The organism is Bacillus mesophilum, assembly GCF_008923265.1.
GTDB classification, from domain to species: domain Bacteria; phylum Bacillota; class Bacilli; order Bacillales; family Cytobacillaceae; genus Cytobacillus; species Cytobacillus mesophilum.
Window position 1 is genome coordinate 414,737 of sequence record NZ_WBOT01000004.1, and the last position, 26,743, is coordinate 441,479.

At 40.5% G+C, this 26,743-nt stretch carries 27 protein-coding genes; 13 read left to right on the forward strand and 14 right to left on the reverse strand.

Features of this window, described 5'->3' with window-relative positions:
- Positions 1 to 45: 45 nt before the first annotated feature.
- Together F7732_RS15185 and F7732_RS15190 are read right to left on the reverse strand one after the other, a co-directional pair.
- Positions 46 to 555, reverse strand: a complete 510-nt coding sequence (locus F7732_RS15185; RefSeq protein WP_151574857.1) for a hypothetical protein — start codon at positions 553 to 555, stop codon at positions 46 to 48.
- Positions 552 to 929, reverse strand: a complete 378-nt coding sequence (locus tag F7732_RS15190) for a hypothetical protein (RefSeq protein WP_151574858.1) — start codon at positions 927 to 929, stop codon at positions 552 to 554. The genes F7732_RS15185 and F7732_RS15190 overlap by 4 nt, the downstream gene beginning before the upstream one ends.
- A gap of 625 nt (positions 930 to 1,554) precedes the next feature.
- Here F7732_RS15190 and purU point away from each other — a divergent pair.
- Positions 1,555 to 2,454, forward strand: a complete 900-nt coding sequence (gene purU, locus F7732_RS15195; RefSeq protein WP_151574859.1) for a formyltetrahydrofolate deformylase — start codon at positions 1,555 to 1,557, stop codon at positions 2,452 to 2,454.
- A 42-nt stretch (positions 2,455 to 2,496) separates the two neighbouring features.
- Here the strand turns inward: purU and F7732_RS15200 are convergent, their stop codons facing one another.
- Together F7732_RS15200 and F7732_RS15205 are read right to left on the reverse strand one after the other, a co-directional pair.
- Positions 2,497 to 2,997 carry a CBO0543 family protein gene (locus F7732_RS15200; protein WP_151574860.1) on the reverse strand — a complete coding sequence of 167 codons (501 nt, stop codon included), beginning with the start codon at positions 2,995 to 2,997 and terminating at the stop codon, positions 2,497 to 2,499.
- A gap of 128 nt (positions 2,998 to 3,125) precedes the next feature.
- Complete coding sequence (locus F7732_RS15205; protein ID WP_151574861.1) at positions 3,126 to 5,003, reverse strand: terpene cyclase/mutase family protein; 1,878 nt, start codon at positions 5,001 to 5,003, stop codon at positions 3,126 to 3,128.
- An 83-nt stretch (positions 5,004 to 5,086) separates the two neighbouring features.
- Here F7732_RS15205 and F7732_RS15210 point away from each other — a divergent pair, with 83 nt between their 5' ends.
- The gene (locus F7732_RS15210; protein WP_151574862.1) at positions 5,087 to 6,226 is read left to right on the forward strand and encodes a DUF2515 family protein; all 1,140 of its coding nucleotides are present in this window, start codon (positions 5,087 to 5,089) and stop codon (positions 6,224 to 6,226) included.
- Between the two features lie 101 nt (positions 6,227 to 6,327).
- Positions 6,328 to 7,989: a glycoside hydrolase family 13 protein gene (locus F7732_RS15215; RefSeq protein ID WP_151574863.1), complete on the forward strand. Its 1,662-nt coding sequence runs from the start codon at positions 6,328 to 6,330 to the stop codon at positions 7,987 to 7,989.
- Between the two features lie 232 nt (positions 7,990 to 8,221).
- On the opposite strand, the gene F7732_RS15220 is transcribed toward F7732_RS15215, so the two are convergent.
- Together F7732_RS15220 and putP are read right to left on the reverse strand one after the other, a co-directional pair.
- Complete coding sequence (locus F7732_RS15220) at positions 8,222 to 8,806, reverse strand: hypothetical protein (RefSeq protein ID WP_151574864.1); 585 nt, start codon at positions 8,804 to 8,806, stop codon at positions 8,222 to 8,224.
- A gap of 81 nt (positions 8,807 to 8,887) precedes the next feature.
- Positions 8,888 to 10,351, reverse strand: coding sequence for a sodium/proline symporter PutP (gene putP, locus F7732_RS15225; protein WP_151574865.1), 1,464 nt, complete (start codon positions 10,349 to 10,351; stop codon positions 8,888 to 8,890).
- A 160-nt stretch (positions 10,352 to 10,511) separates the two neighbouring features.
- Here putP and F7732_RS15230 point away from each other — a divergent pair, with 160 nt between their 5' ends.
- Positions 10,512 to 11,027, forward strand: a complete 516-nt coding sequence (locus F7732_RS15230) for a hypothetical protein (RefSeq protein WP_151574866.1) — start codon at positions 10,512 to 10,514, stop codon at positions 11,025 to 11,027.
- A 48-nt stretch (positions 11,028 to 11,075) separates the two neighbouring features.
- Here F7732_RS15230 and F7732_RS15235 read toward each other — a convergent pair whose 3' ends face one another.
- On the reverse strand, positions 11,076 to 11,894 hold the full coding sequence (locus F7732_RS15235) for a squalene/phytoene synthase family protein (protein ID WP_240056640.1): 819 nt from the start codon (positions 11,892 to 11,894) through the stop codon (positions 11,076 to 11,078).
- A gap of 672 nt (positions 11,895 to 12,566) precedes the next feature.
- Between F7732_RS15235 and F7732_RS15240 the strand changes: the two genes are divergently transcribed.
- Positions 12,567 to 14,297, forward strand: coding sequence for an ABC transporter ATP-binding protein (locus tag F7732_RS15240; protein ID WP_151574867.1), 1,731 nt, complete (start codon positions 12,567 to 12,569; stop codon positions 14,295 to 14,297).
- Complete coding sequence (locus tag F7732_RS15245) at positions 14,290 to 16,134, forward strand: ABC transporter ATP-binding protein (protein WP_151574868.1); 1,845 nt, start codon at positions 14,290 to 14,292, stop codon at positions 16,132 to 16,134. The genes F7732_RS15240 and F7732_RS15245 overlap by 8 nt, the downstream gene beginning before the upstream one ends.
- Before the next feature lie 68 nt (positions 16,135 to 16,202).
- Here the strand turns inward: F7732_RS15245 and F7732_RS15250 are convergent, their stop codons facing one another.
- The 3 genes from F7732_RS15250 to F7732_RS15260 form a co-directional block, all read right to left on the reverse strand.
- Positions 16,203 to 16,385 carry a YfhD family protein gene (locus tag F7732_RS15250; protein WP_066449234.1) on the reverse strand — a complete coding sequence of 61 codons (183 nt, stop codon included), beginning with the start codon at positions 16,383 to 16,385 and terminating at the stop codon, positions 16,203 to 16,205.
- A gap of 332 nt (positions 16,386 to 16,717) precedes the next feature.
- On the reverse strand, positions 16,718 to 16,849 hold the full coding sequence (locus F7732_RS15255; RefSeq protein ID WP_082851741.1) for a YfhE family protein: 132 nt from the start codon (positions 16,847 to 16,849) through the stop codon (positions 16,718 to 16,720).
- A gap of 73 nt (positions 16,850 to 16,922) precedes the next feature.
- Positions 16,923 to 17,825: a TIGR01777 family oxidoreductase gene (locus F7732_RS15260; protein WP_151574869.1), complete on the reverse strand. Its 903-nt coding sequence runs from the start codon at positions 17,823 to 17,825 to the stop codon at positions 16,923 to 16,925.
- Positions 17,826 to 17,938: 113 nt separating this feature from the next.
- Here F7732_RS15260 and recX point away from each other — a divergent pair, with 113 nt between their 5' ends.
- Both recX and F7732_RS15270 read left to right on the forward strand, forming a co-directional pair.
- Complete coding sequence (recX, locus tag F7732_RS15265) at positions 17,939 to 18,742, forward strand: recombination regulator RecX (RefSeq protein ID WP_151574870.1); 804 nt, start codon at positions 17,939 to 17,941, stop codon at positions 18,740 to 18,742.
- Between the two features lie 110 nt (positions 18,743 to 18,852).
- Entirely contained in the window at positions 18,853 to 19,182 is a 330-nt protein-coding gene (locus F7732_RS15270) for a YfhH family protein (protein ID WP_151574871.1), read from the forward strand.
- Positions 19,183 to 19,250: 68 nt separating this feature from the next.
- Here F7732_RS15270 and F7732_RS15275 read toward each other — a convergent pair whose 3' ends face one another.
- Complete coding sequence (locus F7732_RS15275; protein WP_151574872.1) at positions 19,251 to 19,421, reverse strand: small, acid-soluble spore protein K; 171 nt, start codon at positions 19,419 to 19,421, stop codon at positions 19,251 to 19,253.
- Between the two features lie 103 nt (positions 19,422 to 19,524).
- On the opposite strand from F7732_RS15275, the gene F7732_RS15280 reads away from it, so the two are divergent.
- A complete protein-coding gene (locus tag F7732_RS15280; protein ID WP_151574873.1) occupies positions 19,525 to 19,794 on the forward strand; it encodes a YfhJ family protein in 270 nt (89 codons plus the stop codon).
- A 32-nt stretch (positions 19,795 to 19,826) separates the two neighbouring features.
- Here the strand turns inward: F7732_RS15280 and F7732_RS15285 are convergent, their stop codons facing one another.
- On the reverse strand, positions 19,827 to 20,807 hold the full coding sequence (locus F7732_RS15285) for a metal-dependent hydrolase (RefSeq protein ID WP_151574874.1): 981 nt from the start codon (positions 20,805 to 20,807) through the stop codon (positions 19,827 to 19,829).
- A 339-nt stretch (positions 20,808 to 21,146) separates the two neighbouring features.
- Here F7732_RS15285 and mutY point away from each other — a divergent pair, with 339 nt between their 5' ends.
- The gene (mutY, locus tag F7732_RS15290; protein WP_240056641.1) at positions 21,147 to 22,250 is read left to right on the forward strand and encodes an A/G-specific adenine glycosylase; all 1,104 of its coding nucleotides are present in this window, start codon (positions 21,147 to 21,149) and stop codon (positions 22,248 to 22,250) included.
- Between the two features lie 163 nt (positions 22,251 to 22,413).
- Here mutY and F7732_RS15295 read toward each other — a convergent pair whose 3' ends face one another.
- Complete coding sequence (locus F7732_RS15295; protein ID WP_066449213.1) at positions 22,414 to 22,638, reverse strand: hypothetical protein; 225 nt, start codon at positions 22,636 to 22,638, stop codon at positions 22,414 to 22,416.
- Between the two features lie 122 nt (positions 22,639 to 22,760).
- On the opposite strand from F7732_RS15295, the gene fabL reads away from it, so the two are divergent.
- Together fabL and F7732_RS15305 are read left to right on the forward strand one after the other, a co-directional pair.
- Positions 22,761 to 23,510: an enoyl-[acyl-carrier-protein] reductase FabL gene (gene fabL / locus F7732_RS15300; RefSeq protein WP_151574876.1), complete on the forward strand. Its 750-nt coding sequence runs from the start codon at positions 22,761 to 22,763 to the stop codon at positions 23,508 to 23,510.
- A 139-nt stretch (positions 23,511 to 23,649) separates the two neighbouring features.
- Positions 23,650 to 23,838 carry a gamma-type small acid-soluble spore protein gene (locus F7732_RS15305; RefSeq protein WP_151574877.1) on the forward strand — a complete coding sequence of 63 codons (189 nt, stop codon included), beginning with the start codon at positions 23,650 to 23,652 and terminating at the stop codon, positions 23,836 to 23,838.
- Positions 23,839 to 23,942: 104 nt separating this feature from the next.
- Here the strand turns inward: F7732_RS15305 and F7732_RS15310 are convergent, their stop codons facing one another.
- Positions 23,943 to 25,535 (reverse strand): glutathione ABC transporter substrate-binding protein, encoded by a 1,593-nt coding sequence (locus F7732_RS15310; RefSeq protein WP_151574878.1) that lies wholly within the window; start codon positions 25,533 to 25,535, stop codon positions 23,943 to 23,945.
- Positions 25,536 to 25,837: 302 nt separating this feature from the next.
- On the opposite strand from F7732_RS15310, the gene nikC reads away from it, so the two are divergent.
- The gene (gene nikC / locus F7732_RS15315) at positions 25,838 to 26,737 is read left to right on the forward strand and encodes a nickel transporter permease (RefSeq protein WP_151574879.1); all 900 of its coding nucleotides are present in this window, start codon (positions 25,838 to 25,840) and stop codon (positions 26,735 to 26,737) included.
- Positions 26,738 to 26,743: the final 6 nt, after the last annotated feature.

Below are 26,743 nucleotides of genomic sequence, written 5' to 3' on the forward strand. Positions count from 1 at the left end.
GTATGGCTTCCAAGAAAAAAAACAGCGATTACTCGCTGTTTTTTATTATTTAAATATAACCGAAACCAATTCGTCCATGGTCATGCCGCTCTCAACTTCAAATGTACCTGGACGCAATTCGTTGGATAAGCCGCGTTTTTCAACTTCTTTGAAAAAGTCGTTAGCGTTTTTGATGACATTCGCTCTTTCAAGTGCATCACCGACATCAATGCTCGTCATTCCGGAAGTAACAGTCAGCATCGTACGGTACACGACTTTCTCAGCTGATTCTGTTTCTTGCTCATCTTCTTTGGCAGGCTCTTCTGTTTTTTCAGGTTCTGCAGAAGCTTTTGCTTCAGCAAGCTGCTTGCTCCATTCATCCTCAGTAAGAATGATATAGTCTTTATCAGTTAACTCTGCTTTCATCTCATCTTCAGTTAAAGCTTTGGCTTCTTCTTGTACTTGTTTTGCTTCTGTTGTTTTAGGTTCACTAGGACTAAGGAAATAAACGATGGCGACTAAAGTGGCAGCTGCCAAAAGGCCCGCTGCAAAACTGCGCATTGTACCAGCTGTCATTGAGCAACCTTACTCCTTTCATCCTTTTGTTTCATATAAGGAGCGAGAACCTGTTGAACTTCATCTGGCGTCAGCTTCATTTTCATTGCAATACTTTCAAATGAATAGCCGCGGCGATGCATCTCAAGCATCTCTCTCAATGTATTCTTGCGATCTTTCTCATCAGCGGCAATGCCAGCTTCCGTATCTGCGATTTCGCTGTCTAGTTCTAGATTGCGGATTTGCTGCTTCAATTGATGAATTTCATCCATTAGTGAAAAAGAAAGCTGATCGATCTGCTGATCTGTGCTTGCAGCTGTTTTTCTCGCTTTAATAAAAGATAATACGAGTAGTACTGCGGCAGCACCAAATAAAACTGCGATTACCCAACCCATAAATATTCCTCCTAAAATTAAAGATACATCTATCAATCTGTCATTATGTGAAACTGAATATTAGCAGCAATGGTATGTACCATATAGCCTTTTATATGGCTGTCATTAAACCTATTTTATTATACACTGCTTACTGCCGAATTTCGATGACATTCGCCAAAATACCACAATAGTCATATCTTTATGAGAATATAAGGAGAAACTGTTACTTTTTTCTGTATGGCCGGGCACCCTGCCTTCATACAATGTACTCATGCACGGAAGGTGATTTTGCCTTCTAAAAAGGCGGGTTTGATAGGAAAATTAATGAATTTGATAGGAAGGTTGGTAAGTTTGATAGGAAAGACAGAATCTTTGATAGGAACATGCAGAAGTTTGATAGGAAACCAATAAAATTTGATAGGAAATCCCCAAGGCCTATAAAAAAATCCCAAAGATTTAAAGTGAAAATCCAAAATTAGCTCAGAATCAACGATCTTGCCTCTAACTTTAGTATAAAACCCGACAATTTCCAGATTTTCAGCACATTTTCTCATTGAATCAAACAAAAGTTCAAAAATTCACATTGCTTTCATGCAAATTTGCTATAATACACCATATCCTTTTTAGACAGGTGGTTAGTTTAATGAGAACGAAAGATCATCAGATTGAATCATTTAAAAACAAGATGAAGAACCGGGGCAGGCTGTTAATTCAATGTCCAGATCAGCCAGGCATTGTAGCAGCAGTTTCTCAGTTTTTATTTGAAAATGGCGCGAATATTATGGAGTCGAATCAGTTTTCAACCAATCCAGAGGGAGGAACGTTTTTCATTCGTATTGAGTTTGAATGTCAGGATTTACTGGAGAGAAAAAGCTCTCTTCAAGAAAGCTTTGCCAAGGTTGCAGATACTTTTTCAATGGAATGGAAGCTAACATTTGTTCATGATCTTAAAAGAACTGCGATTTTTGTATCAAAGGAACTGCATTGTTTACGCGAGCTTTTATGGGAATGGGAAAGCGGTGAATTAATCACAGACATTTCGCTTGTCATCAGCAACCATACTGAAGCAAAAGAACTGGTAGAATCGTTTGGCATACCTATTGTTCATATCCCAATGAGCAAAGACAACAAACGGCAAGCGGAAGAGAAACAGCTTCAGCTTCTGCAGGAATATGAAGTGGAGACCATTATTTTAGCACGGTATATGCAAATTTTGTCTCCCGATTTTGTGGAAGCACACCCTTTTAAAATTATTAATATTCATCATTCCTTCCTGCCGGCATTTGTTGGTGCACGTCCATATGACCGGGCGTATCAGCGAGGCGTTAAGATTATTGGAGCGACTTCGCATTATGTTACTAATGAATTAGATGAAGGTCCGATTATTGAGCAGGATATAATACGGGTTGATCATCGAGATCATGCCGAAGATTTGAAAAGGACAGGAAGAAGCATTGAGCGCAGCGTGCTTGCGCGTGCCGTTAAGTGGCATCTGCAGGATCGTGTGATTGTTTATGGAAATAAAACGATTGTATTTAATTAAGCATGAACAAAAGGGCGCATGGATCTAGCGCCCTTTTGCAATTTATTCGCCAGTCTGCGTACGATCTTTTTTACGTTTTTGATCAAGCAATCGGATGACACCAATACTCAGTCGCACAATCCAAAATGTACCGGTGAGCGTGAGAAATGTAAAGAGAGCATTCCACCCCTTATTATAACTTACCAGCCGTGTTTTCTTTTCAAGTACTCCTTCAATCAATGTCATGGGAATGCTGAACAGTAATACGCTGAAGATTGTTTTTAAAGGCTTCATTTTGTAGGTAAACTGGTTGTAGCTCACACATAATAATGGAAAGATAATGTATAAGAAGACAATATTGGACTGAAACACTTTTGGAAAGTAGCGAATAGGATAGCTCACATATTTTCTTTTGACAACGGGAATATCAATGAGCGTTGAGATTAAGGATTTGATAAAGTAAATTAAAAACCAATCTTTCGTATCTCCTTTTTTGCGAAATAATAGGGACCAGCCTGCCATGCTTATAGCAGTTATAATATGCAAAATCTTTTTGTCATTCATAAACATCACCTCATAACAAAACTAAACCGTATTTATCTTTTAATTTGCTCCTTTTATCAGTAAATATAATGTGTTTCCAATAAAAAAAAAACGACCCGGCATTTGCCGAATCGGAGTTCTTGTCTTTGCTATGATTCACCCCATTTATTTTTATAATGAGCAAGTGCGAGCAGCGGAAATATATAACGATAACTATGATAATGAATGTATAATTCTCCAGCCATTCCTTGGCCGTGCGGATAATCTGTTGTCCAATCATTTTGATCAATGTTTTGAATTAGAAAGGATATTGCCTTTTTAATTTCAAGAGTTGGGTGGTCTGAGATGGAAATCAATGCATCAGCTGCCCAGGCTGTATGCGTTAATGTACTTGTTCCTAGCGGAGTGTAGATCATGTTAGAGTCACTTTTACACGACTCTCCCCATCCTCCATCAGCATTTTGAATTTTATTAAGCCAGCTTTTTCCTTTTTTAATTGCTTTATGCTTTGGAGAAACGCCTGCTGCCGCTAATCCTGTTAAGGCTGCCCAAGTGCCATATATATAACAAATTCCCCATCTGCCATACCACGAGCCGTTGCTCTCCTGATTTGAGACAAGCCAGCGGATACCATCCTTCATTGGTGCTAAAGTTTTCCCCATATTTGTATATTGTCCCAAGTATTCAAGCGTTCTTCCAGTCAAATCGGCACTGGAGGGATCGGTAAGAATAAATTCACCTTTTTCAATCGGCAAAAAGGAGAAAAATCTGCTGTCCGTATTTTTTTCAAAAGCGGGCCAGCCGCCATCATCATTTTGCATCGAGGTCACCCAATTTGTGCCTTTGTCCCAAGCGTATAAAAGAGAGCTGTGATCTGCTGCGCTTGCTGTAATGGCCCGAAGTGTGGCTGTACTGTCATCTACATCAGGGTTAATGGTATTAATGTTTGAAAAGCCCCAGCCGCCAGGCAGACTTTGCGGATTATGAACCGCCCAATCGCCATATTTGCGATGCTGTTTTTTGAGTAAAAAATTATTTGCTTTGTTGATCATAGGATCAGCAGAAGAAACGCCTGCTTCTTGCAGCGCATGGCTGATTAAGCTCGTATTCCAAATGGAAGCGGTCGTATATTGCATATGTGTGGTTCCTTTAATGGCAGTTTTCATGGATTTCATGCCATTAATGGCATTTTGGATAATGGGATCATTTTTAGAATGTCCAAGCGAAATCATCGCATAGATCATAAAGAAAGTGGAGCTGAAATAGCTGTAAAACGTACCGTCCTCTTCAATTCGGCTAAGAATATACTGCTTTGTCTGATTCACTGCCATACTGTGCAGCTGAGCGGGCAAACCAGCAAGATAGGTGAGGCTGTTTTTGATAGCAGAAAAAATCTGCTGCCATTCATCTGAGCGGGACCAGCTGAAAAAAGCATCTTCTCGGTTTCCATACAGTTCACGGAGGTCGGGGCGATTTTTTGTTTTTAACCGGAATCTTTTATCAGCTAGAATCATGACTGGTGCAATGTTAGAGCGGCCATAAACGGAGAGACTGTAAAAGTTGATCGGAAAGGATGACGGCAAAAGAATAAATTCAATGGGAAGCGGAAAAAAAGCAGGCCAGCGCTGCTGCCCTGTCAGAGTGAGCATCATTTTCGTGAACATATTCGCTTTTTCCATGCCGCCGTTGTTTAGGATAAATCTTCGGGCTGCACGAAGGCGTGCATCATTTTTCTGATAATAACGTGAGTAAAGAAGGGCGTAATAAGAGTCAATCGTTGCCGAGATATTTCCGTCGAGCTCATCGTGAAAAAGCTTCCAAGCTCCGTTTTGTTCCTGTCTGCTCATAATCCGCTCTGATAATTCTTCAATCAATTGTTCATCATCAATCTCTAGTGACCTTAATAAAATAATCATATAGGCATCTGTCGTAATCCCCGTCTCAAATGGATATTCCCATGAACCATGCTCTGTTTGATCTTGTCTTAGACGTGTAACCAAATTATCAATAGACTGAGAAATGTTCATCTTCCAAACCTCCTCGAAACAATCTTCCATAATACATATTCTGAAGGGGGAAGCACCATTCACAAAGATAAGGAGGTTGAAGCATGGACGTACTTTTAAAAGTGTTAAAACAACTGAGATTGCCCCCTGAGCTGCAGCCGCTCAAAAAAGAATTGAAAAAATTGCTGAAAGAGAAGCGAAGTGTGAAAGTGTGTTCAACCGAGGACGAAGAACTTATAGCCAAAATTAAAGCTGAGACAATAAAATTAAATAAAAATAATGTGACAAGAACGCAGGCCTACTACGACTACTACCAGGAATATCCGGAGATTCATTGGTCCTTCTTGGCACATATGGTATCAAGAAATGCAGGCTGGAACATGACCGATTTACGCGGTGAGTTTCTATCTAGAATATTAAACGGCGAAGAACAAAAAGCCTTTTTTGCCTTCTTAGAAAGAGGAAACTGGCTTATTTTCCAAGATGTCTATCCGCAGCTGCTGCTTTATAGAGAATGGAAAAGAACACGTAAAAATAGGTTCCATTTATTAGCTGATTTTCATGTATCGACTTTTATGGAGGTGGTTTGGAATCATTATCTGCAAAGTAAAGATGTCGAGGTCTTAACATATGGATTAATCATCAATGAACAGAATTATATCCAAAACAGGGTGATGAATGATTCCGTCTTTCAGAAAAAAGTTGTAGATACATTGGAGTTTAAACTGCAGGATTATTTGGCATTCAATCACATTCTTTTTCCATACATGCAGGATGGCAATGTTTCATTAAAAGGGGATACCGTTCATCAATTCCAGCATGTGGAGGCACGGATACGATTCGGGAAAAAGCTGTACCAGATCCTTTTTAGCTCTGAAAAAAATCAAGTGAAGCATTGGGCAGCCGCAAACCAGCATACAGGCTCACGAAAGGATTATTGGTCTCACCTTTTTAATGATATACAAGACAAAGTGCCAGGTTCTGCTTATACAGCTAAGCTGCAGGGATGTCATTTGAAAAACGCCAGCAGCCGCTTGTATAGTCCGCAGCTTTTAGCAGTATGGGATACGTTTGACCATGAACCAGCCCAGGAAGAAGAGTGGTGTAAAGATTGGCGAATTTTATATCTACTGAAAGAAGAAGAGGCTGCAGGAAAAGGAAAAATTGAAGCTGATTATTGTCAGTCGTTAGAGGGGTTAGAGCTTGCAGCTCTTGCAAAAAAAGTAATATCCACCTTTACTTGAGATTTGAAAATAATTTTGTGCAAACGTTTGCTCTTTTCATTGTTTTTGTGGATAATGAGGAGAGCGTTTACATTAAATTATATAGAATTAGGTGATACGTAATGGAATGGTGGAAAAAAAGTGTAGTATATCAAATCTATCCGAAGAGCTTTATGGACAGCAATGGAGATGGAGTCGGGGATATTCCAGGCATTATCAGCAAACTTGATTATTTAAAACAGCTGGGGGTTGATGTCATCTGGCTTTCACCAATCTATGATTCTCCGCAAGAAGATAATGGCTATGATATTCGAGATTATCAGAAGATTTTTCATCAATATGGAACAATGGCAGATTTTGAACAGCTGCTGGAAGAAATGCATAAGAGAGAGTTAAAGCTTGTGATGGACTTGGTTGTCAATCATACGTCGGATGAACATCAATGGTTTGTGCAATCACAGCAGAGTAAGGACAATGAATATCGCGATTATTACATATGGAAGGATGGAAAGGATAATGGAGAGCCACCGACAAATTGGGGTTCAACCTTTGGCGGATCGGCATGGACATTGGATGAGAAAACCGGGCAATATTATCTTCACATTTTTGCTGAAAAACAGCCTGATCTAAATTGGGAAAATGCCAGCTTGCGAGAAGATGTTTATAGCATGATGAAATTTTGGCTGGATAAAGGCATTGATGGATTTAGAATGGATGTCATCAATTTTATATCAAAGGATCCAGATTTCCCAGAAGGTGATAAAAATCCAGGTGATGCTTATGGAAACGGCGGGCAGCATTATATTAACGGGCCGAGAATTCATGAATACCTACGCGAAATGAATAAGGAGGTCCTCTCCAAATATGATGTGTTAACAGTCGGCGAAATGCCAGGAGCAGCTCCGGAAGATGCACAAATTTACACAAACCCGGAGAATCAGGAACTGAATATGGTGTTTACGTTTGAGCATATGGACTTAGACAGTAAGAATGGAGACAAATGGAGTTTTACTGATTTACATCTCCAGGATCTGAAGGAAAACTTTGAAAAGTGGCAGACATCTCTGCATGGTGTCGGCTGGAACAGCTTGTATTGGAATAACCATGACCAGCCGCGCATTGTATCACGCTTTGGGAATGATGGCGAATATCGTGTCAAGTCGGCCAAAATGCTTGCCACCTGTCTGCATATGCTGCAGGGAACTCCGTACATTTATCAAGGCGAAGAAATAGGAATGACCAATGTACGTTTTGATAAATTAGACGATTACCGTGATATTGAATTGATCAATATGTACCATGACCGCAAGCAGCAAGGCTGGGATCATGAGCAATTAATGGCGGCAATTTATAAAAAGGGCAGAGATAATGCCCGCACGCCGATGCAATGGAACAGCAGGGAAAACGGCGGCTTTACAACAGGTAAACCATGGATTAAGGCTAATCCGGTCTACACTGATATCAACGCTGAGCAGGCTTTGAATGATGAAAATTCAATCTTCTACTATTATCAGAACCTGATTCAACTTAGGAAAAAGCATGACATTATAACAACAGGAAATTTTGAATTGCTTCTGAGGGAGCATCCTCATATTTTTGCCTATAAGCGCGTGGAAGGAAATCAGCAGTTATTGGTTCTCTGCAACTTCTCGGATCAGGAGCTGGTGATTGAAGATGAGCAGATTCTGCTGTTCATTGGAGAAGCATCTGTGCTGATTGCGAATGAAGATGCTCGGGAAAATGGAAAGCTGTCTCCTTATGAAGGGATTGTTTATTCTTTGTAGTGATTTGAGAGAATGGCGGATAAAGTGCTGTTTTTGGCGGATAAAATTTTTTGACGGCGGATACAAAATAACGGCGGATATCCTGGTTATTAATCTATTATTTAATGATAAAAAATAAAATTTGAAGGTCAGAGGGTGTTTCTCTCTGTCCTTTTTATATTTTTCGTTAATAAATAGCAGAGTAGACGAGAAGTTTGAAGCATAACTCCAAACTCCCTTGTGATCTCCTAATCTATTCAATCATCTGATTTGCAATTGCGATGATTTCCTCTCGATGCTGTTCCACAGGAATATCATCATTCATATATACCACAGTAAAGGCGACATCGTCGATCTGGAAAGAAAGTGCGCTTTTTAGGTAATAGCCTGTTACACCGTTTTTCAGTTCCACTTCTTCATAATTGGGATAACTGCTGTCTGAAACAGGATAATCGGCTTTTACTCTTAAGAGGATTTCTTCATTTTCATTTGCAGAGCGTGCTCCGAAATAAGCGATGATCATTTTGCCATCACCGTTCAGATCATTGATCACAGGAGGCATATAGAGTTCTGCTTCAAATGGCAGTTCTTCCGGTAAGATCATTTCAAACGGAAGAGCCTCAAGGCCCTCTTCTACAGTAGCTGCTTCGTAAGTGATCGGTGAATTGCCCTGCTGCTCTTCAGTAATGTCCGTTAAGTTAGTTGTGTCTAGTGCGCCAATACTAATATTTAGGAATTGACAGCCTGTCAGGAAAAAGAGACTCAGCAGACTGATAGATGCTATTTTTTTCAGAAAAACTCCCCCTAATCTATTCTCTCTTTTTATTAATTTTAACATTAAATACAATAATAGGTAATTATATTATCGGAATATTCTACGCAAAAAAAAGCAGATCGCAATTGATCTGCTTTCCCTATATTATTTCAACACTTCTTCAAACTCCTCAAATTCCTTTTCTACTTCTATTGATGGTTTAGGTGTAAGCATACTTACAACAACAACTGCCAGCAAGCTAGCAGCGAAGCCTGGAATCATTTCATATAAGAAATCAGATAGATCTGCCATTGACCAGATAATTACCGTAGCAGCACCAACAATCATTCCGGCAAGCGCGCCAGCTGATGTCATCCGTTTCCAGTAGAGACTTAAGAGAATGAGAGGTCCAAAGGAAGAACCAAATCCTGCCCATGCATAGCCGACAAGGTCAAGGATCGTTTCATTTTTCTCCCATGAGATGAAAAGAGCAATGACTGCGACAACTAGTACAGATAAGCGCCCAATCAAGACAAGCTCCTTATCATTTGCCTCGCGGCGGAAAAATGTTTTGTAAATATCTTCCGTTAATGAACTGGATGTTACCAAAAGCTGTGAAGAAATCGTGCTCATGATGGCTGCTAAAATAGCGGCGATCAGGAACCCTGTAATGATCGGATGAAAAAGAATTTCGCCTAAAGTAATAAATACCGTTTCAGGGTCATCGAGTGTTTGCCCAGCCTGAGAAAAGTAGGTAATGCCAAGAAAACCAGTAAACATGGCTCCGATGATCGAGAAAATCATCCAGCCCATTCCGATGTTTTTGGCCTTTTTGATTTCTTTTATTGACGAAATGGCCATAAAGCGCACGATGATATGCGGTTGGCCGAAATATCCGAGACCCCAAGCGAAAAGGGAGACGATTCCAAGTACGCTTGTGCCTGTAAAGATATTCAGGAGAGCAGGATCAATTTCCCGCGGAATCTCCACTGCAGGTCCAATGCCGCCAATATGAAAAATCGTAACGAGCGGAACAAGAATAAGTGCAAGAACCATAATAATTCCTTGAATAAAATCGGTCCAGCTTACGGCTAAAAACCCGCCAAAAAGCGTATAGGCAATAACAACAGCAGAAACCATCCAAAGCCCTGTATGATATTCAAGTCCAAAGATGCTTTGGAATAAAACTCCGCCTGAAACCATGCCAGATGAAACATAAAAAGTAAAAAAGATTAAGATAACTAAACCAGAAATAAGGCGAAGCAGCCTTGAGCGATCTTTAAAGCGGTTTTCAAGATAGCCTGGAATGGTAATAGAATCATTGGCAATCTCTGTGTAAGTACGCAGGCGCGGTGCAACATAAATCCAGTTTGCCCATGCACCCAATGTAAGGCCAATGGCAATCCAAGAAGCACTTAAACCGTCGGCAAACATTGCGCCTGGCAGTCCCATCATGAGCCAGCCGCTCATATCTGAAGCACCGGCACTTAGCGCGGTAACCGCGGGTCCAAGCGTACGTCCTCCCAGCATATAATCTGATAGATTGGAAGTCTTTTTATAAGCCCAGATTCCAATCCCGATCATCCCTGCCATATAGACTGTAATAGAAATGATTAAGCTATAATCCATATTATTCTCCCTTCTTTCCCTAGTAAATGAAATAAAATTATGAATTTTAAATCATTTGCCATATTATACAACACTTTAGTGCGTCTAGGTGATAAATTTTTCAAACAGAAGAAACTTTTTAAAAATGAGCTTCGTCTAGTATAGTGTGGGAGGGATTCTGGTGAATCTGATGAAAAGTTTATTATTTCTTGCACTATGCGTGCCCTTACTGCATGGATGCGGAAAAGAGCATCAGGGTGAAACATCAGAAGCTCCTCAAATCAATTTCGAACTGATCGCAAGCGAGAAAACACTGTCTGCTAACGTTGATGAGATCGCTTTTAAAAGAGAAGAACCTCCTGCTTTTCAGTATTTAATTAAAGCAGCATACAACCCAATTGACTTTGAGCAGTTCTGGAATTTGTTTGATTTTGAGAAGAAGATCCCAAAAGTGGATTTTGAATCAAAGAATGTCATGATTGTTGGGCTGTATGAATCCAGCTGTCCCACTCATATAGAAAAGATATATAATGAACAAGAAATGCTTACCATTACTGTGGCTTCAAAAGAAAATACTTGTGATGAGCTTGCTGCACCAAGGACCTTTGTAATCGAACTAGATAAGGGAATTTCTGAATCTCTGCAAGAAGTTAGGATCGTTGAGAGAGACATAAAAACCATAGTTCCTATTCAGTAAAAAAATAGGGAAAAGCCTAGGAATGTCCTAGACTTAGGTGAATGGTTCCTATTTCCCAACGACTTTATTAACAGCGTCTTCTACATCGTTTCGGCTCATTTTTTCTTTGCCTTCCATTAATGCCTGTAGCGTTCCGTGTGCCAGTGTTAAAGGAATCTTGCAGAAATGCAGGATGGTAGTATTGTCGATATCCTTAATATAGAGGTCTGCTAACTCAAGATTGCGCTGTGCATAGGCAAACATCTCATCAAGAGACCAGCCTTCCGGAAAAAAGCTGACACCGCGTGTTTCGTCTTCTTTATAATTGCGGAGAATGTTAACGGCCTGGAGTCCTCTGCCAAAAGCGATGCCAAGATTTTTATCAGCGTTAGTGCCGTCATACCAATTCCAGATATCCGTCAGCATGACACCAACTAGCCCTGCAACCGTATAGGTATAATCATCGAGTTCCTGCTCATCGGTAATCTTCCATTCCTTTTCCACCCATTTAGCCATCCCCTCGGCCATTATTGAAGTGGATTTAAGAACTTCTTTTCGAATGCCTTCAGGACAATACGTAACCCAGTCTGCGATCCGGCTGGTTACTTCCGGAAGATGGTGTCGATGTGGCTTCAATAATTCATTCAGCTGTTCGCGAGGGTCATCCTCTTTAAGAATGGTACTGATCGAAGAAAGGAGCTGTATTTTTAGACTGCTTTCGATTTCAGGATCATCTTCAATTTCATCAATTGCCCTCATACATAAATACGCTGAACCAACACCTTCTTTTAACCCTTCCGGCAGCAGGCTAATAGGAATAAAGAAGGTTCTGCTTGTTTCTTTTAGGACTTCGGTTGCTTCCGTATGTAAATGATTACTAGTTTTCACCGTGTCATACCATCCTTTTTTCATATTCATCATTTAATATTGTACCATTATTCATGAACATATGGTGTTTGCATACATTAAGACTACTGTAATTGTAGCGTGTATGCAAAAGTTTTGTCATGTATAAAGGAGATGCTTTGAGATGGTTTTTTTTACATATAGAGTGTTCATCATAGGGATGATTAGAGCAGATGATGAATAACTAGGAATAATGACACCTATGGAGTGGTAAATAGAATATTGAGGAATGTAAAAAAATAATGAACTGGTACATAGGTTTATGATTATAGAATTAACATATAAAAGAAGCAGTATTCGTCGGTTTGGATATTGATGCAAGGTTGTGCCCGAAACGCGCGGCACGAGTGAAATGGATAGTTAAAACCTGATTTAAACGCCCGAAGTCCCGTGAAAAGAGAAAGATGGGTAGTTGAAATCCAAATATAACACCAAAAAACAGTCATAGACTTAAGCTGCTGCCACATCCCACCAACCCATACCTGCAGCAAACCAACTAGCTAATCCCACATCCGATATCAGCATTTCACAAAAAACAAACAAATATACACCAGAATTATTTAAAAATTTTGCAAAAGGTTATATGATAAAAAAATACACTTTAATATTTAGTTTTTCGAAAGAGTTTCGCTATAGAGATTTAGGGGGCATTTAATGAAGAAGATCGCTGAATTTTTAAAGCCATATCGGCTGGCGGCCGCTGTAGCTATTGTGCTGATGCTGACCGAGTTGGCTGCTGAGCTGCTGCAGCCACTCATTATGGCCAAAATTATTGATGATGGTATTTTAGTGCAGGATTTACATGTTATTACGGTATGGGGGACGATTCTGATCGCGATTTCCATGCTGGCATTTGCATCTGGAATCATAAATTCTTTTTATGCAGCACACGTAAGTCAGGGCTTTGGATTTGATGTGCGCACGAGTTTATTTAAGAAAATACAGTCCTTTTCTTATGCGAATTTCAATCTTTTTCCGACCTCATCTCTGATAACGAGAATGACCAACGATATTACACAGCTGCAGAACACGATTTTTATGGGCTTGCGCATCATGATGAGGGCGCCGCTTCTGATTGTCGGAAGCCTGGTCATGGCGTTTGTGGTCAACTTTCAACTCGCGCTGATTCTGTCGGTTGTGATTCCCTTTTTGTTTTTCTTTCTTGTATGGGTAATGAGAAAGGGAGGAGCACTATTTCAATCTGTCCAAAAGAAACTGGATGGAGTGAATAGTGTTATGAGGGAAAACCTGACGGGCATTCGTGTTATTAAAGCTTTTATCCGCAGAAGTTATGAAGTCAAACGGTTTACAAAAGCAAATGATGAACTGAAGGAAAAGACGACAAAAGCATTGCGGTTAATGGAAGTAACGATGCCGATTTTGCTCTTGATCATGAATGGGGCGATTATTGCTGTTTTATGGTTTGGCAGCATTCAGGTAAATACAGGGGAAGTGCAAGTGGGTGAAGTTGTTGCTGTGGTCAATTACGCCATGAGAGTAACCTCAGCTTTTTCGATGCTTTCGTTTATCATTATGGCTTTTTCCCGTGCGAGAGCATCCTCGAAACGGATTGCGGAAGTGCTTGAAACAGATGCTGATTTGGTCGATAAGCTGGCAACAGATCAAAATCATACTGTAACAAATGGAAAAATACAATTCAAACAAGTGTCTTTTAAGTATCCGGAAACAGATAAGCATGTACTAGAAGATATTAATTTCACTATTCACAGCAGGCAAACAGTAGCGTTATTAGGAGCTACTGGCTCTGGAAAAACCTCCCTGTTTCAGCTTATTCCCCGTTTATATGAAACAAGCAGCGGAGAAGTGCTGATTGACGGTCAAAATGTAAAAGAAATGAAGCTTGAAGATCTTAGGAGAAAAATTGGCTATGTGCCGCAGGATGCTCTTTTGTTTAGCGGAAGCGTCAGAGATAATATCGCCTGGGGGAAAGAAGATGCCACCATGGAGGAAATCGTCCTTGCAGCGAAAAATGCCCAAATTCATGACACCATTGAGAAACTGCCCCATCAGTATGAGACGAAGCTTGGCCAAAAAGGCATCAACTTATCTGGCGGACAGAAACAGCGCTTGACGATTGCAAGAGCTTTAGTGCGCAAGCCGAAGATCCTTTTGCTTGATGACAGTACCAGTGCGCTCGATATGAAAACGGAAGCAAAGCTTCTGGAGGCGATCAAGCAGTATGACTGCACAACGTTTATTATTACGCAAAAAATCAATACAGCGATGGAAGCCGATCATATTTTTCTTTTAATGGAAGGAGATTTGATTGCTGAAGGCAGCCACGAAGAGTTGTTGAAGACATCCGGCCTTTATCGAAGCATTTATGAGTCACAGACAGGAGGAGAGGATCGGAGCTATGCCTAAAAAAGATCTGTTAACGCCTTTCCAATATGATAAATCGATTTTTTCCAAGCGGTCCAGCCAAACACAGGCACAGAAAAAAGCAAAGCCAGGCAACTATAAGGAAACATTAAAGAGACTTTGGAAATACTTAGCAATCAATAAAAGCCTTCTAATCTGGGTAGTCATCATGGTGGTGATCAGCTCGGCAATGGGGTTGCTTGGACCATATTTAGTCGGATATGTCATTGATCATTATATTGTGGAGGATGCAACTGCAAACCTCCTGACTCTATTAGTGATGTTAGGCATCATTTATCTGTTATTTTCGTTGTCAACCTGGTATCAGAACTATTGGATGATTGGCATTGCGCAGAAAACCGTTTTTACTTTACGGACGAATTTATTTGCACATCTGCAAAAGCTGCCGATTCCTTTCTTTGATAAAAGGCAGCATGGAGAATTAATGAGCAGAGTGACAAACGATATTGAAAACATTAGCTCAACTCTAAATAGCTCTGTTATTCAAGTTATATCGAGTGTTTTAACCTTGGCAGGCACACTCGGCGTCATGCTTTGGATGAGCCCGCTGCTGACTCTGCTGACTCTGACGATTGTTCCGCTTATGTTCTTCGGGATGAAGTGGATTACAAACCGAACAGGCAAATTATTTAAAGAGCAGCAGAAAAATCTCGGAGAATTAAATGGCTATATCGAGGAAACGATCTCTGGCCAGCGGATTGTTAAAGCATTTTCACAAGAAGAGAAGGTAATCAATGAATTCTTAGAAAAAGGGGAAAAGCTCCGCACAGCTGGCTTTTGGGCGCAGACGTATTCCGGATTCATTCCAAAGCTTATGAACGGACTGAATAACCTTTCGTTTGCCATCATTGCAGGGGTAGGAGGTATTCTTGCGATTAATGGCTGGGTTTCCATCGGTACAATCGTTATTTTCACCGAGTACTCGCGCCAGTTTACACGGCCATTAAACGATCTCGCCAACCAATTCAATACCCTGCTCTCAGCTATTGCTGGAGCGGAAAGGGTCTTTGATATTTTAGATGAGGAGGAAGAGTATCAAAATGAAGAGGCTCTCGATGAACTGAGCTCGATTAAGGGTGAAGTAATTTTCGAAAATGTTTCCTTTGAATATGAAGAAGGAGGCAAGACGCTTAAGGACATTTCGATCTCTGTGATGCCTGGCGAAACCGCCGCTTTTGTCGGTCCCACTGGGGCAGGAAAAACGACGATCATTAATTTGCTTTCCCGCTTTTACGAAGTGAATGCAGGCAAGATTTATTTGGATGGAACAGATATTAGCAGGATTAAAAAAGAGAGTATGCGAGAGCATATGGGCTTTGTGCTGCAAGACCCCTTTTTATTTCAGGGAACGGTCATGGATAATATTCGCTATGGAAGATTGGATGGAACAGATGAGGAAGTGGTGGAAGCGGCTAAACTGGCAAATGCTCATTCCTTCATCATGAAGCTGCCAAAAAAATATGAGACCGTCTTAAACCAGGACGGCAGCGGAATCAGTCAGGGACAGCGCCAGCTGCTTTCCATAGCCAGAGCCTTTCTGGCAAATCCATCAATCTTAATTTTAGATGAAGCAACGAGCAGTATAGACACAGTGACAGAGCTGAAAATTCAGGAAGCATTGCAAAAACTGATGGTGGGAAGAACAAGCTTTGTCATTGCCCACCGTTTAAATACAATCCGCCAGGCTGACAAAATCTTTGTTCTCCAAGACGGCAGAATGACGGAAAAAGGAACACATGAGCAATTAATGAAGAAAAAAGGTTTTTATTATGAGCTCAATCAAGGCTTGGCAGCAGTTGGAGAGCATGTAACATCCTGACTTGCAAGCTTATAGTAGCCTTAACAATATATAAAAAACGGCCCCTGGATCTCCAGGGGTCATTTTAATCAGTCAGATCTTCTTGTTATACGCTGATTAGCAGCGTTTGCTCTTGCAATGACTTCAAGTTCAGCTTGATCTGTCAGTTCTCCAGCATACTCTTCATTCGGAGAATTTTTTAAGTTTTTAGGTGTTTGCGGCAGCTTTGCTTTTGCTTTGGAGTTATGATGCTGATTGCCTAAGCGTCCCATAGTAATCCCCTTTCAATGCTTGATAAGCATAAAAAAAGCGCTCATCAGCAGGCTGATGTACGGAAGCAATGCTCCGTAAATATAGCTTGCTCAAGAGACGCTTTTATATGATACAAAAGGGTAAAATGGTTAAAACTAATTGCGTTGTCGAGCTCCTGGCTCATCTTAAGCTTGTCGTCCCTGGGCGAGCGCCTTCCGCTTTTCGTATTGTCTAGCTCCAGGCGCTAGGGACTCGAGGTCTTAAGCTGATCCAGTCAAAAGGTTAAAGAGCAACCTTTCACCTGGCTCATCTTAAGCTTGTCGTCCTGGGCAAGCGCCATCCGCTTTTCGTATTAATGTTTTGAACGGCCGCCTGTATAGCCGCCAGCGCGATCAGCCATTTTGAATTCCCGGCTATATGTAACTTCCTGCATGCTGGATAAAGTGCTTTTCGTTTTTTCCTTACGCTTTTTTTCTCCTGTCATTTCAGACCCACCCTTTCAAAATTTAAGAAGCATTAGCAATTTTCCCTAATTAAGAGGTGTTCATACATAGGGGTTAATAAATATCCTCTAATGCGTCCTTTAAATGGGGGTATGAAAAGGAGTAACCAGCTGATAATAGTTTTTTCGGTGTGACATGCTGTCCTTCGAGCATCAGCATGCTCATTTCACCTAACATCATTTTCATGGCAAAACCAGGCAAAGGGAGCCAATGCGGTTTATGTAAAACTGCTCCTAATGTTTTCCCGAATTCATTCATTTGCACAGGGTTTGGTGCGGTAAAATTGACTGGGCCATCTATTTTCTTATTTTCCAGGCAATAAAGAATGGCTTTGACCACATCTTCTATATGAATCCAAGACATCCACTGAATGCCTTTTCCCAGTTTTCCACCTGCGAAGAATTGATAGGGAAGAACCATTTTCGGCAGCGCACCACCATTTTTTGAGAGAATAATGCCAAAGCGGGTAAAGACCAGGCGGCAATTTGGAAGCTTGCCTTCATGGGCAGTTTGTTCCCATTTATAGACTGTTTCTGCTAAGAAGTCAGAACCCGCCGCTGTTACTTCTTCTGTAAAGAATTTTGTATCAGACGTGCCGTAATAGCCGATTGCACTCGCTTGAATGACATCATTTGGAGATTCCTTTAAATTATGTAAGATACGATTAACCTCTTGTGCCGATTGCGTCCGGCTTTTTATAATCCTTTTTTTTCTTCCCTCACTCCATCTGCCGCTGTTAATCGACTCTCCAGCTAAGTTGATGAAAGCATCTATCCCTTCTAATTCCTTTTCTGGTGCATCTCCATCATTAAGCCATTGCACGTACTTCACTTGATCTGCTGCTGTCTTATTTTGAGTATTTCTTGTGAGAATGAAAATTTCATGACCTTTCTGCTTTAATGCTTCTGTTAAATAGCTGCCGACAAAGCCGGTTCCTCCAGCAAGAGCAATTTTCATATCATTTCCCCTTTCGGTCTTAAATATATCCCGTTTATGTATCTTTAATAGTTCTCTCTTTCCTCTTAAAACCCTTTTCTGATATGCTACAAACATAATGAGGTGATGAAAAAATGCCGGTGATTACAAAAATTTCAATCCAAAAGAAAAACAAGGACCGTTATAATATTTTTACCGATGATGGAAGTGGTGAAGCATATTCCTTCAGTGTGGATGAAGATGTACTCATTAAGCATGGACTCAAAAAGGGAATGGAGCTTGATGAATTTTTACTATCTGAAATCGGCTACCATGATGATATCCGCAAATCTTATAATGATGCAATCGGTTATCTTTCAAGGCGGATGCGCTCTGAATATGAGGTAAGGACGTTTTTAAAAGGAAAAGAAGTGGACGAGGCCATTATCCAGGAAACCATTCACAAATTATACGATTACAGCTTTTTAAACGATGAAGAATTTGCTCTTGCATTTGTGCGTACACAGATGAATACGACGGATAAAGGCAGAGGCCTGATTCGAAGGGAGCTAAAGGAAAAAGGAATCAGTGATGAGCTGATAGAGAAGGCACTGGAGCAATTCAGCTATGAAGATGAGCTAGAAACAGCGATTAAATTATGTGAAAAAAACTTGAGAAAAAATACTAAGGAGTCCACCAGGATTGCCAAGCAAAAGCTAGAGCAGGTACTAAGCAGAAAAGGATTTTACTCTGACATCATAAAAGAAGCTATTTCCGCATCTGCTCCGGAAAAAGAAGAAGATGAAGAACTGGCTGCGTTGCGGCATCAAGCCGAAAAGGCAAGCCGGAAATACAGAGCGCTTCCTGAATTTGAGTACCGCCAGAAAATGAAACAGGCATTAGCACGGAAAGGATTTTCTTTTGATTTAATTGATAAGGTGCTGAGGGAGGAAGAGTAAGTTTCCTGCAATTCCCTTGCTTTGAAAGGACCATTCTGCCTATCTAATTCTTTGCTTGTTAAGCTATTTTTACTATACTTATACTGAATATAACAAAGGGGCGCTTAGAAATGTCAGAAAAAAGATATAGCGAACTGACTCCATACGAATTACAGCAGGAAATTGCCAGCTTAAACGAAAAAGCACGTAAAGCAGAACAAATGGGAATGGTTAATGAATATGCGGTCCTGGAGCGAAAGGCCGTAATGGCCAAATCATACCTGCTTGATCCAAAGGATTTTATCAAAGGCGAAATTTACGAAATTGAAGGGGATCCTGGCCAATATTTTAAAATTGATTACTTAAACGGCGTGTTCGCCTGGGGCTACAGGCTGGCTGGAAGTAAAGAAGAAGAAGCCCTGCCGATCTCTATGCTGAAAAAAACGGCTGCAGGGGAATAGGACTTGGTCCAGCAGCTACAAAAAAAGCTTCCAAAGAGAAATCCATTCTCTCTGGAAGCACGCTGCATTTAAAAATCAGGTGTGTCACTGTCGCGGTTAGTTGAAGCTCTCATTCGCTCCTGCGGATGAGTGTTTATGGTGCCGTCTGCACGTTTTGATGCATATTCAGCTTTTGCGCGTGGTTCACCTTCAAATTTATTGTTGTTTTGATTTGGGAAATTAGTTGCTTTATTGCGCATCCTGCTTCTCCTCCTCAGATCGCTGAAATGGTGAATCAGAAATAGTATTTGTAAAAAGACAGCTAATGATACAGCGCAAAAACATGAGAAAGAGGGATTTTTAATGAATGAATATCAGCAAAGACTATATGAACTGCTTTTAGAAAAAAACAAACAAATTTCTGCAGCTCAGGCTCAAACATGGATTGAATTGCTTTGGGATGATTTTGAAACAACATATGCGAAGGCAGGCCGTGAATATAAGGGAAGTGAAATGACGGCAAAGGTTGTTGGTCAATGGATAGAAAACTATGGAGAAAAGCTTCATGAATTTGTTGCCCAAAATCCTAAATACAAGCATTTACTTAACGAGGATCCTAAAAAAATGCATTAAAAAACGAGCCTTTAAAAAGGCTCGCCTGCATGTTAATTTGGAATAATATCTAATTTTTTTCTTAGCTTTTCCTCACTAAAAATCCAGCCAGTGTAAGAGGTTATGATATTATAGTCCTGATCGAGCTGAACAACAGCTACGAATGGATAGTAATCGTTGCTGCGATACCTCAAATCGATGAAACGGACCTCATAATAGTCATCGTATTCATCAACCTCCCAGCGGTAGACCGGAGAGAAGGAAAGAAAGGCTGAAAGATTTTCGTCTTTTTTTGCTTCCACAATGACCTTTGTTTCTGGAACAGGCACCCGGTTAAACTGATCTTGAATGAGAATTTGTTTATTTTCAGAGCGCCCCACAAAGAACTGATGCTTGTTCATCGCTGCAATTCTCCAGCTGTGCATTTTCATGGTTGGTGCAATGATGATATCATGAGCATCTGGGATTAATACTTTAACCGCCTTCAGCACTTGACGCTGGGCGATAAAACGATAAATATAATACAATATCAGAATCCCATAGATGACTAAAAAGGTGTACCCGGGATTTGCACCAAACGCCCAAATGAACAAACCAACGACATGGATTCCGAAAATAAACGGATCAAAAGTATTGATTGTGCCTAGAGCCACCCATTTAGGGGAGAAGGGTCTTAAGGCTTGAGTGCCATAAGAATTAAAGATATCAACAAAAACGTGTAAAAATACGGCAAGGAATGTCCAAAGCCATAAATGAAGCAAATTAGCTTCTGGGAAAAAAGGATAAACGACAGCTACTATGACTAATGGCCATAAGAGCACTGCCGGTATCGAATGTGTAATGCCGCGGTGATTTCGTATATATACAGCATTATTTCTCAGCTTTAATACGGTATCAATATCAGGAATCTGTGAGCCAACAATTGTGCCAATCATGATGCTAGTCGCTGTTACCGAGTTTTCGGCAACGGCTGGATCAAGTGTTGCCAACCCGCCGAGTGACAGCCCCATGACAACGTGTGTACCAGTATCCAAGAGGAAAAAACCTCCTTGTTTGTTGTATTGCAGCTACTGTCATTTTAGCAGTATTTGTTTTCATATTAAAGTTAAGATTTATTTTTATACGATCTGACAGTATAAATAAGCAGACCAGCAGAATGATCGACATAGCGTCTCATTCCAAGAATGTAGTATAAGTGCAGTTAAGCCTCTGTCTGCGTCCTTTCAGGGACTTGCCCAATCGGCAAGTCTTCATTATGAAAAAAATACTGTTTGGATGAAAAGCAGCTTCATTTGATTGTATGAGTTAAAATGAACACTTACTTATTATATTCCCAAATTTACGTTTCTTTAACATCATGGAGGGGGAAAAACTTGGACAAACAAGATGTACAGCCATTAGAAACTATTGACATAGAGCAATTTCAGACAGACTTAATATCCTGGTTTCAGAAAGAACAAAGAGAACTGCCATGGCGAAAAGATAAGGATCCATACAAGGTATGGGTTTCTGAAATCATGCTGCAGCAAACAAGAGTAGATACCGTAATTCCTTACTTTCATCGTTTCTTAGAACTTTTTCCGGAAGTAAAAGATTTAGCACAGGCGGAAGAAGATCAGGTTCTAAAAGCATGGGAGGGGCTGGGCTACTATTCAAGAGCCAGAAACCTCCAGAGTGCCGTGAAAGAAGTGTATGAAAAGTATGGCGGAATTGTTCCGAATACACCGAAGGAAATTTCGTCCTTAAAAGGAGTTGGCCCGTATACCGCCGGTGCAATTCTAAGCATTGCTTATGGGATTCCGGAACCAGCTGTAGATGGTAATGTGATGCGTGTCTTCTCCAGAATTCTTTCCATTTGGGATGACATTGCAAAACCGTCCACAAGAAAGGTCTTCGAAACTGCTGTACGAGAACTGATTTCGCATGACAATCCTTCCGATTTTAATCAGGCGTTAATGGAGTTGGGTGCCTTAATCTGTACACCCACGTCGCCGTCCTGCCTGCTCTGCCCAGTCAGAGATCATTGCGCTGCTTTTCACGAAGGCACTCAGCATGAACTGCCGATTAAAACGAAAAATAAAAAACAGAAGCATGTGAAAATGGCAGCAGCCATTCTGGTGAATGACAAGGGTGAGATTCTCATTCAAAAACGCCCGTCAAAAGGGCTGCTGGCAAATCTTTGGGAGTTTCCGAATATCGAAAGTACAATAAGTTATGTGGATGAAAAAGCATTGCTGGAAGATCGCTTTGCAAGTCATTATTCTGGAAATGTTCACCTTAACCGGTCTATCGGGCAATTAGAGCATGTATTTTCACACCTTATCTGGAATATCAATATATATGCCGGTACAATCGATGATGTTTCGGCAAGCGAACTTCAAAATGTGAAATTTGTTTCAATAGAGGAACTGGACCAATATGCTTTTCCAGTTCCATATCAAAAAATGTTTCGTATGTATCAGCTTGAAAAAGAATAGGGTTAATATATGTAAAAAAGGGCTGCAGGATGTGAGCCCTTTTTTTTAATGCATAGGAGTAAAGGCAAGGCTGCTTCTTAAATAAATGCAGATGCCTAGTCGTTCTCATTGTGAGCTAGCCGGTCTATCTAAAGACAGGTCGAATGATCCCGTATATCCTGATTTAATCATAGCTGATTTTTGTGCCGCTCGTATACGTTGCTTCTCTTCGCTCGTTGCCTCCGCGTCTTTCAATTTCTTTAATAATTTCCGTCTGAATCGTATGACCCTCAGCGTTTAAATATGGAGTGATTTGCTGTAAGGAATGATGAAAATAAGCTAGCTCACTATCATTCCAATCTGTTTTGGACATCATGGAAAGCTCAGTCATATCTCTGCCTACATACATGAAAATTCCTCCCTTCTCTATAAGAGTATTGTTGTAATCCAGATTGCCAACTATACATGGAAAAGCTAAAATGGTAGCAATAGTGTTTAGTACATAAGCATGGTAAAGAGAGGGTTTTGAACATGACACAAAAAGTAGCATTGATTACAGGAAGCAGCAGAGGGATCGGGAAGGAAACAGCCTTAAAATTAGCAAAAGAAGGCTACGATATCGTTATAAACTATGCACGCAGCAAAACTGCCGCACAAGAAACGGCAGCGGAAATTGAAAAGCTGGGAAGAAAGGTTCTTACCGTTAAGGCAAATGTAGGAGATGTGGATAAAATTAAGCATCTTTTTGCGGAAATCGATCGTGAATTTGGCAGACTTGATGTGTTCGTCAATAATGCAGCCTCAGGCGTTCAGCGTCCAGCAATGGAGCTAGAAGAGTCACATTGGAATTGGACCATGAATATTAACAGCAAGGCACTGCTATTTTGTGCACAGGAAGCAGCGAAACTGATGGAGAAAAACGGAGGCGGAAAAATCATCAGCGTCAGCTCACTTGGATCCATCCGCTATTTAGAAAACTATACGGTCGTAGGTGTGTCAAAGGCTGCATTAGAAGCTTTGACAAGGTATTTGGCTGTAGAGCTATCATCAAAAAATATCGTGGTAAACGCTGTTTCTGGCGGAGCAGTTGATACAGATGCATTGAAGCATTTCCCAAATCGCGCGGAACTGCTGACAGAAGCAGCTGAAAAAACACCAGCTGGCCGCATGGTATCAATTGATGACATGGTAAATGCAATCATGTTCCTGACAAAAGAAGAATCAAGCATGATCCGCGGGCAAACGATTATTGTTGATGGCGGAATTTCACTGTTAGTTTAATAACAATCATTCTTTCTGACATTTAAGCAACAAACATAGGCCATAATCATCGTTTAAAAATTATTTGATTTTTTTTCTAAAAAAAGTTGGATACTTTTCTGCGTTCAAGGACAAATTAATGAGCGTGGAGGTGATTACAATGGCAAAACAACCAAACAAAACACAATCTGGTACTAACGTTCAAGAAGTAAGACAACAAAACGCTCAATCTGCTGGTCAAGGTCAATACGGAACTGAGTTCGCTTCTGAAACTAACGTACAAGAAGTGAAAGAACGTAACGCACGTGCTGAAGCTCAAAAAGGTAAAAACTCTGGCAACAGCAAATAATTGATACGTAACGAAAAAAGCACCCTTTCAACGGAGGGTGCTTTTTTCTGGCATTGAGACCGAGAAGTCAAGAGGACAGGTAACCGTCCCCTTGGAAATCCGGATTATTTTAATGATACATTATGGAAGAATGGAGTACCGCTGAAGTTTACAAATATTCCTTCAATTCCATTAAGTGCATGGACAAAGTCAGGATGCTGCAAGTAAACCATTGGCACTTCTTCTACCAGAATTTCTGAGATTTCTTTGTAAGCTTCATTACGTGCATCAGTATCTGATTCAGATCGTGCTAGATCAAGCAGTTCATCAACACGTTCGTTCTTATAGAAAGAACGGTTACCCGGTGAACCAAACTGTGAAGAATGGAATAATGCATACAAACCGTAGTCTGCGTCAGCTGTTACTGTTGTCCAACCTAGGATAAACATTTCGTGGTCACCAGCAGCTGTTTGCTCTAGGAATGCACCCCACTCAACAACCTCGATCGATACATCGATGCCAATTGGAGCTAAATGAGCCTGAACCATTTCAGCAATGTCTGCACGCTCTTGGCTTCCATCATTAACGTATAGAGTAGTTTCGAAACCATCTTCGAAGCCAGCTTCAGCTAATAATGCTTTTGCCTCTTCCACATCATAACCCAGTGGCTCTAAATCCTGGTAGTTTCCTACAACTGTTGGAGCAAGAGGTCCAACTGCAGGAATCCCTTGACCATCTAAAATTCCAGTTACAATTTCATCTTTGTTAATCGCCATGCTGATTGCCTGACGAACTCTTACATCATTAAACGGTTCTTTTGTAACGTTGAAGCCAACATAGTCCATACGTGTACCTTTCACGCGATCGATATCAATGTTTTCCATTGCTTCAACACGGGAAACGTCAGATGCACCTAAAAGCATAGCATGTGCTTCACCAGTCTCAATCATCGCAACACGAGTTGCTTGTTCAGGAACTACTACGAATTTAAGGGTATCAATTTTTGCAGGCTCGCCCCAATAATCTTCGTTCTTTTCAAATACAATTTCAGCACCGCGGTTCCAATTTGAAAGCTTGAATGGGCCAGTACCGATTGGGTTTTCATCTACTTTTTTACCGCCGCTGTTTTCTTCTTCAATTGCTGATGGAGCAATGATCGAACCAGCATTATGAGCTAAGTGAGCCGGCAGTGGAGCAAATGGCGCACTTGTCTTGAATTGAACTGTGTAATCATCCACAATGACAACCTCTTCAATTACATTCAAAATGAATGCTTTTGGAGAAGCAAAGTCAGGGTTTGTAATTCTCTCAATATTCACTTTTACAGCTTCTGCATTGAAGTCTGTACCGTCATGGAATTTTACGCCTTCGCGCAATTTAAACTCCCAAGTCGTATCATCAATCGCTTCAAATTCTGTTGCCAGCAATGGAACGATTGAGCCATCTTCACTATAATCAACTAATCTTTCTAAAATTTGTGTAGTAGCAGTATTGGATGCAGTGTCATTAACACCATGAGGATCTAGAGTTGGGGCATCAGATGGAGTAACGAATACTAATTCGCCGCCATCTGTACTAGGCTCTTCGTTCTCAGTAGCATTTTCACCATCACTATCATTATTGTCTTCTGGCTCTGTGTTACTACCTGTACTGCACGCCGCTAACACAAGAAAAAGTGATAGCAATAGGATTAGAAAGGCATTTTTTTTGTTTCTCATTTGACTCCCCCTAAAAATAGTAAAGTTTACACACACTTGGCATGTGTATTTTTATAATAGTCTAAAAATTCAATAAGTACAACTAGATTTTTAACAAAAATATATAATTATTTGAATATTATATGAATATAAGGAAGTTTTCTCATCTATGAAGAAATATCCTTTCTATTAGAGTATCTGGAAACATAGGATATAAGAAACAGTAAAAACCAAATAATAAAACTATTGTAATAATTATGAATACTATATATTATAAAAAAGACTGAATTGAAAGAACAATCGACAGAAAGGAAGGAAAAAGAATGAGTCATCCCCAGTTGCAAGAATCTACAGGTATTCCTATTAAAACAAAAAATAAAAGTACAACTCCTTGGGCATCATTTTACAAAAAATTAGCAAAAAACAAAGCAGCTCTCGCAGGGGCAATTGTCGTGCTGATCTTTACGATCCTGGCAATCCTCGCACCGCTAATCGCTCCCTATGATCCTACTACGATGGACATGAGTAAAAGATTAGCTCCGCCGTCTGCTGATCATTGGTTTGGAAACGATGACAAAGGGCGGGATATTCTAAGCAGAATTCTATATGGCTCCCGTATTTCATTAACGGTTGGAATTCTATCAACAATCCTAGGTGCAGTCGTTGGCATCATATTAGGAATCGTTTCAGGTTATTACGGAAAATGGGTAGATTCATTGATTATGAGAATATGTGATGTTCTACTGGCATTTCCGGGAATTCTTTTGGCGCTGGCTATTGTCAGTATTCTTGGTCCAAGCACTACAAATGTAATTGTTGCTGTTGCATTTTTTGCTGTTCCAACTTTTGCGAGGATTGTACGCGGTTCAACTCTCAGTGTAAAAAAGCTGGAGTATGTCGATGCCATTCGTGCAGTGGGAGCAAGTGATTTTAGAATTATTTTCAAACATATCTTACCGAATATTACCTCACCCATCATTGTCCAATCAACCTTATACATAGCATCAGCTATCATTACTGCAAGTGCACTATCATTCCTGGGACTCGGAACACAGCCTCCAACGCCTGAATGGGGAACTATGCTGGCTCAGGGACGATCATTTATGGCTCAGGCACCACATATCAGTTTATTTCCTGGTCTGATTATTTTAGTCGTTGTAGTAGGCTTTAACTTATTTGGAGACGGATTGCGAGATGCACTGGATCCTAAAACAAAAAGATAATGAAGG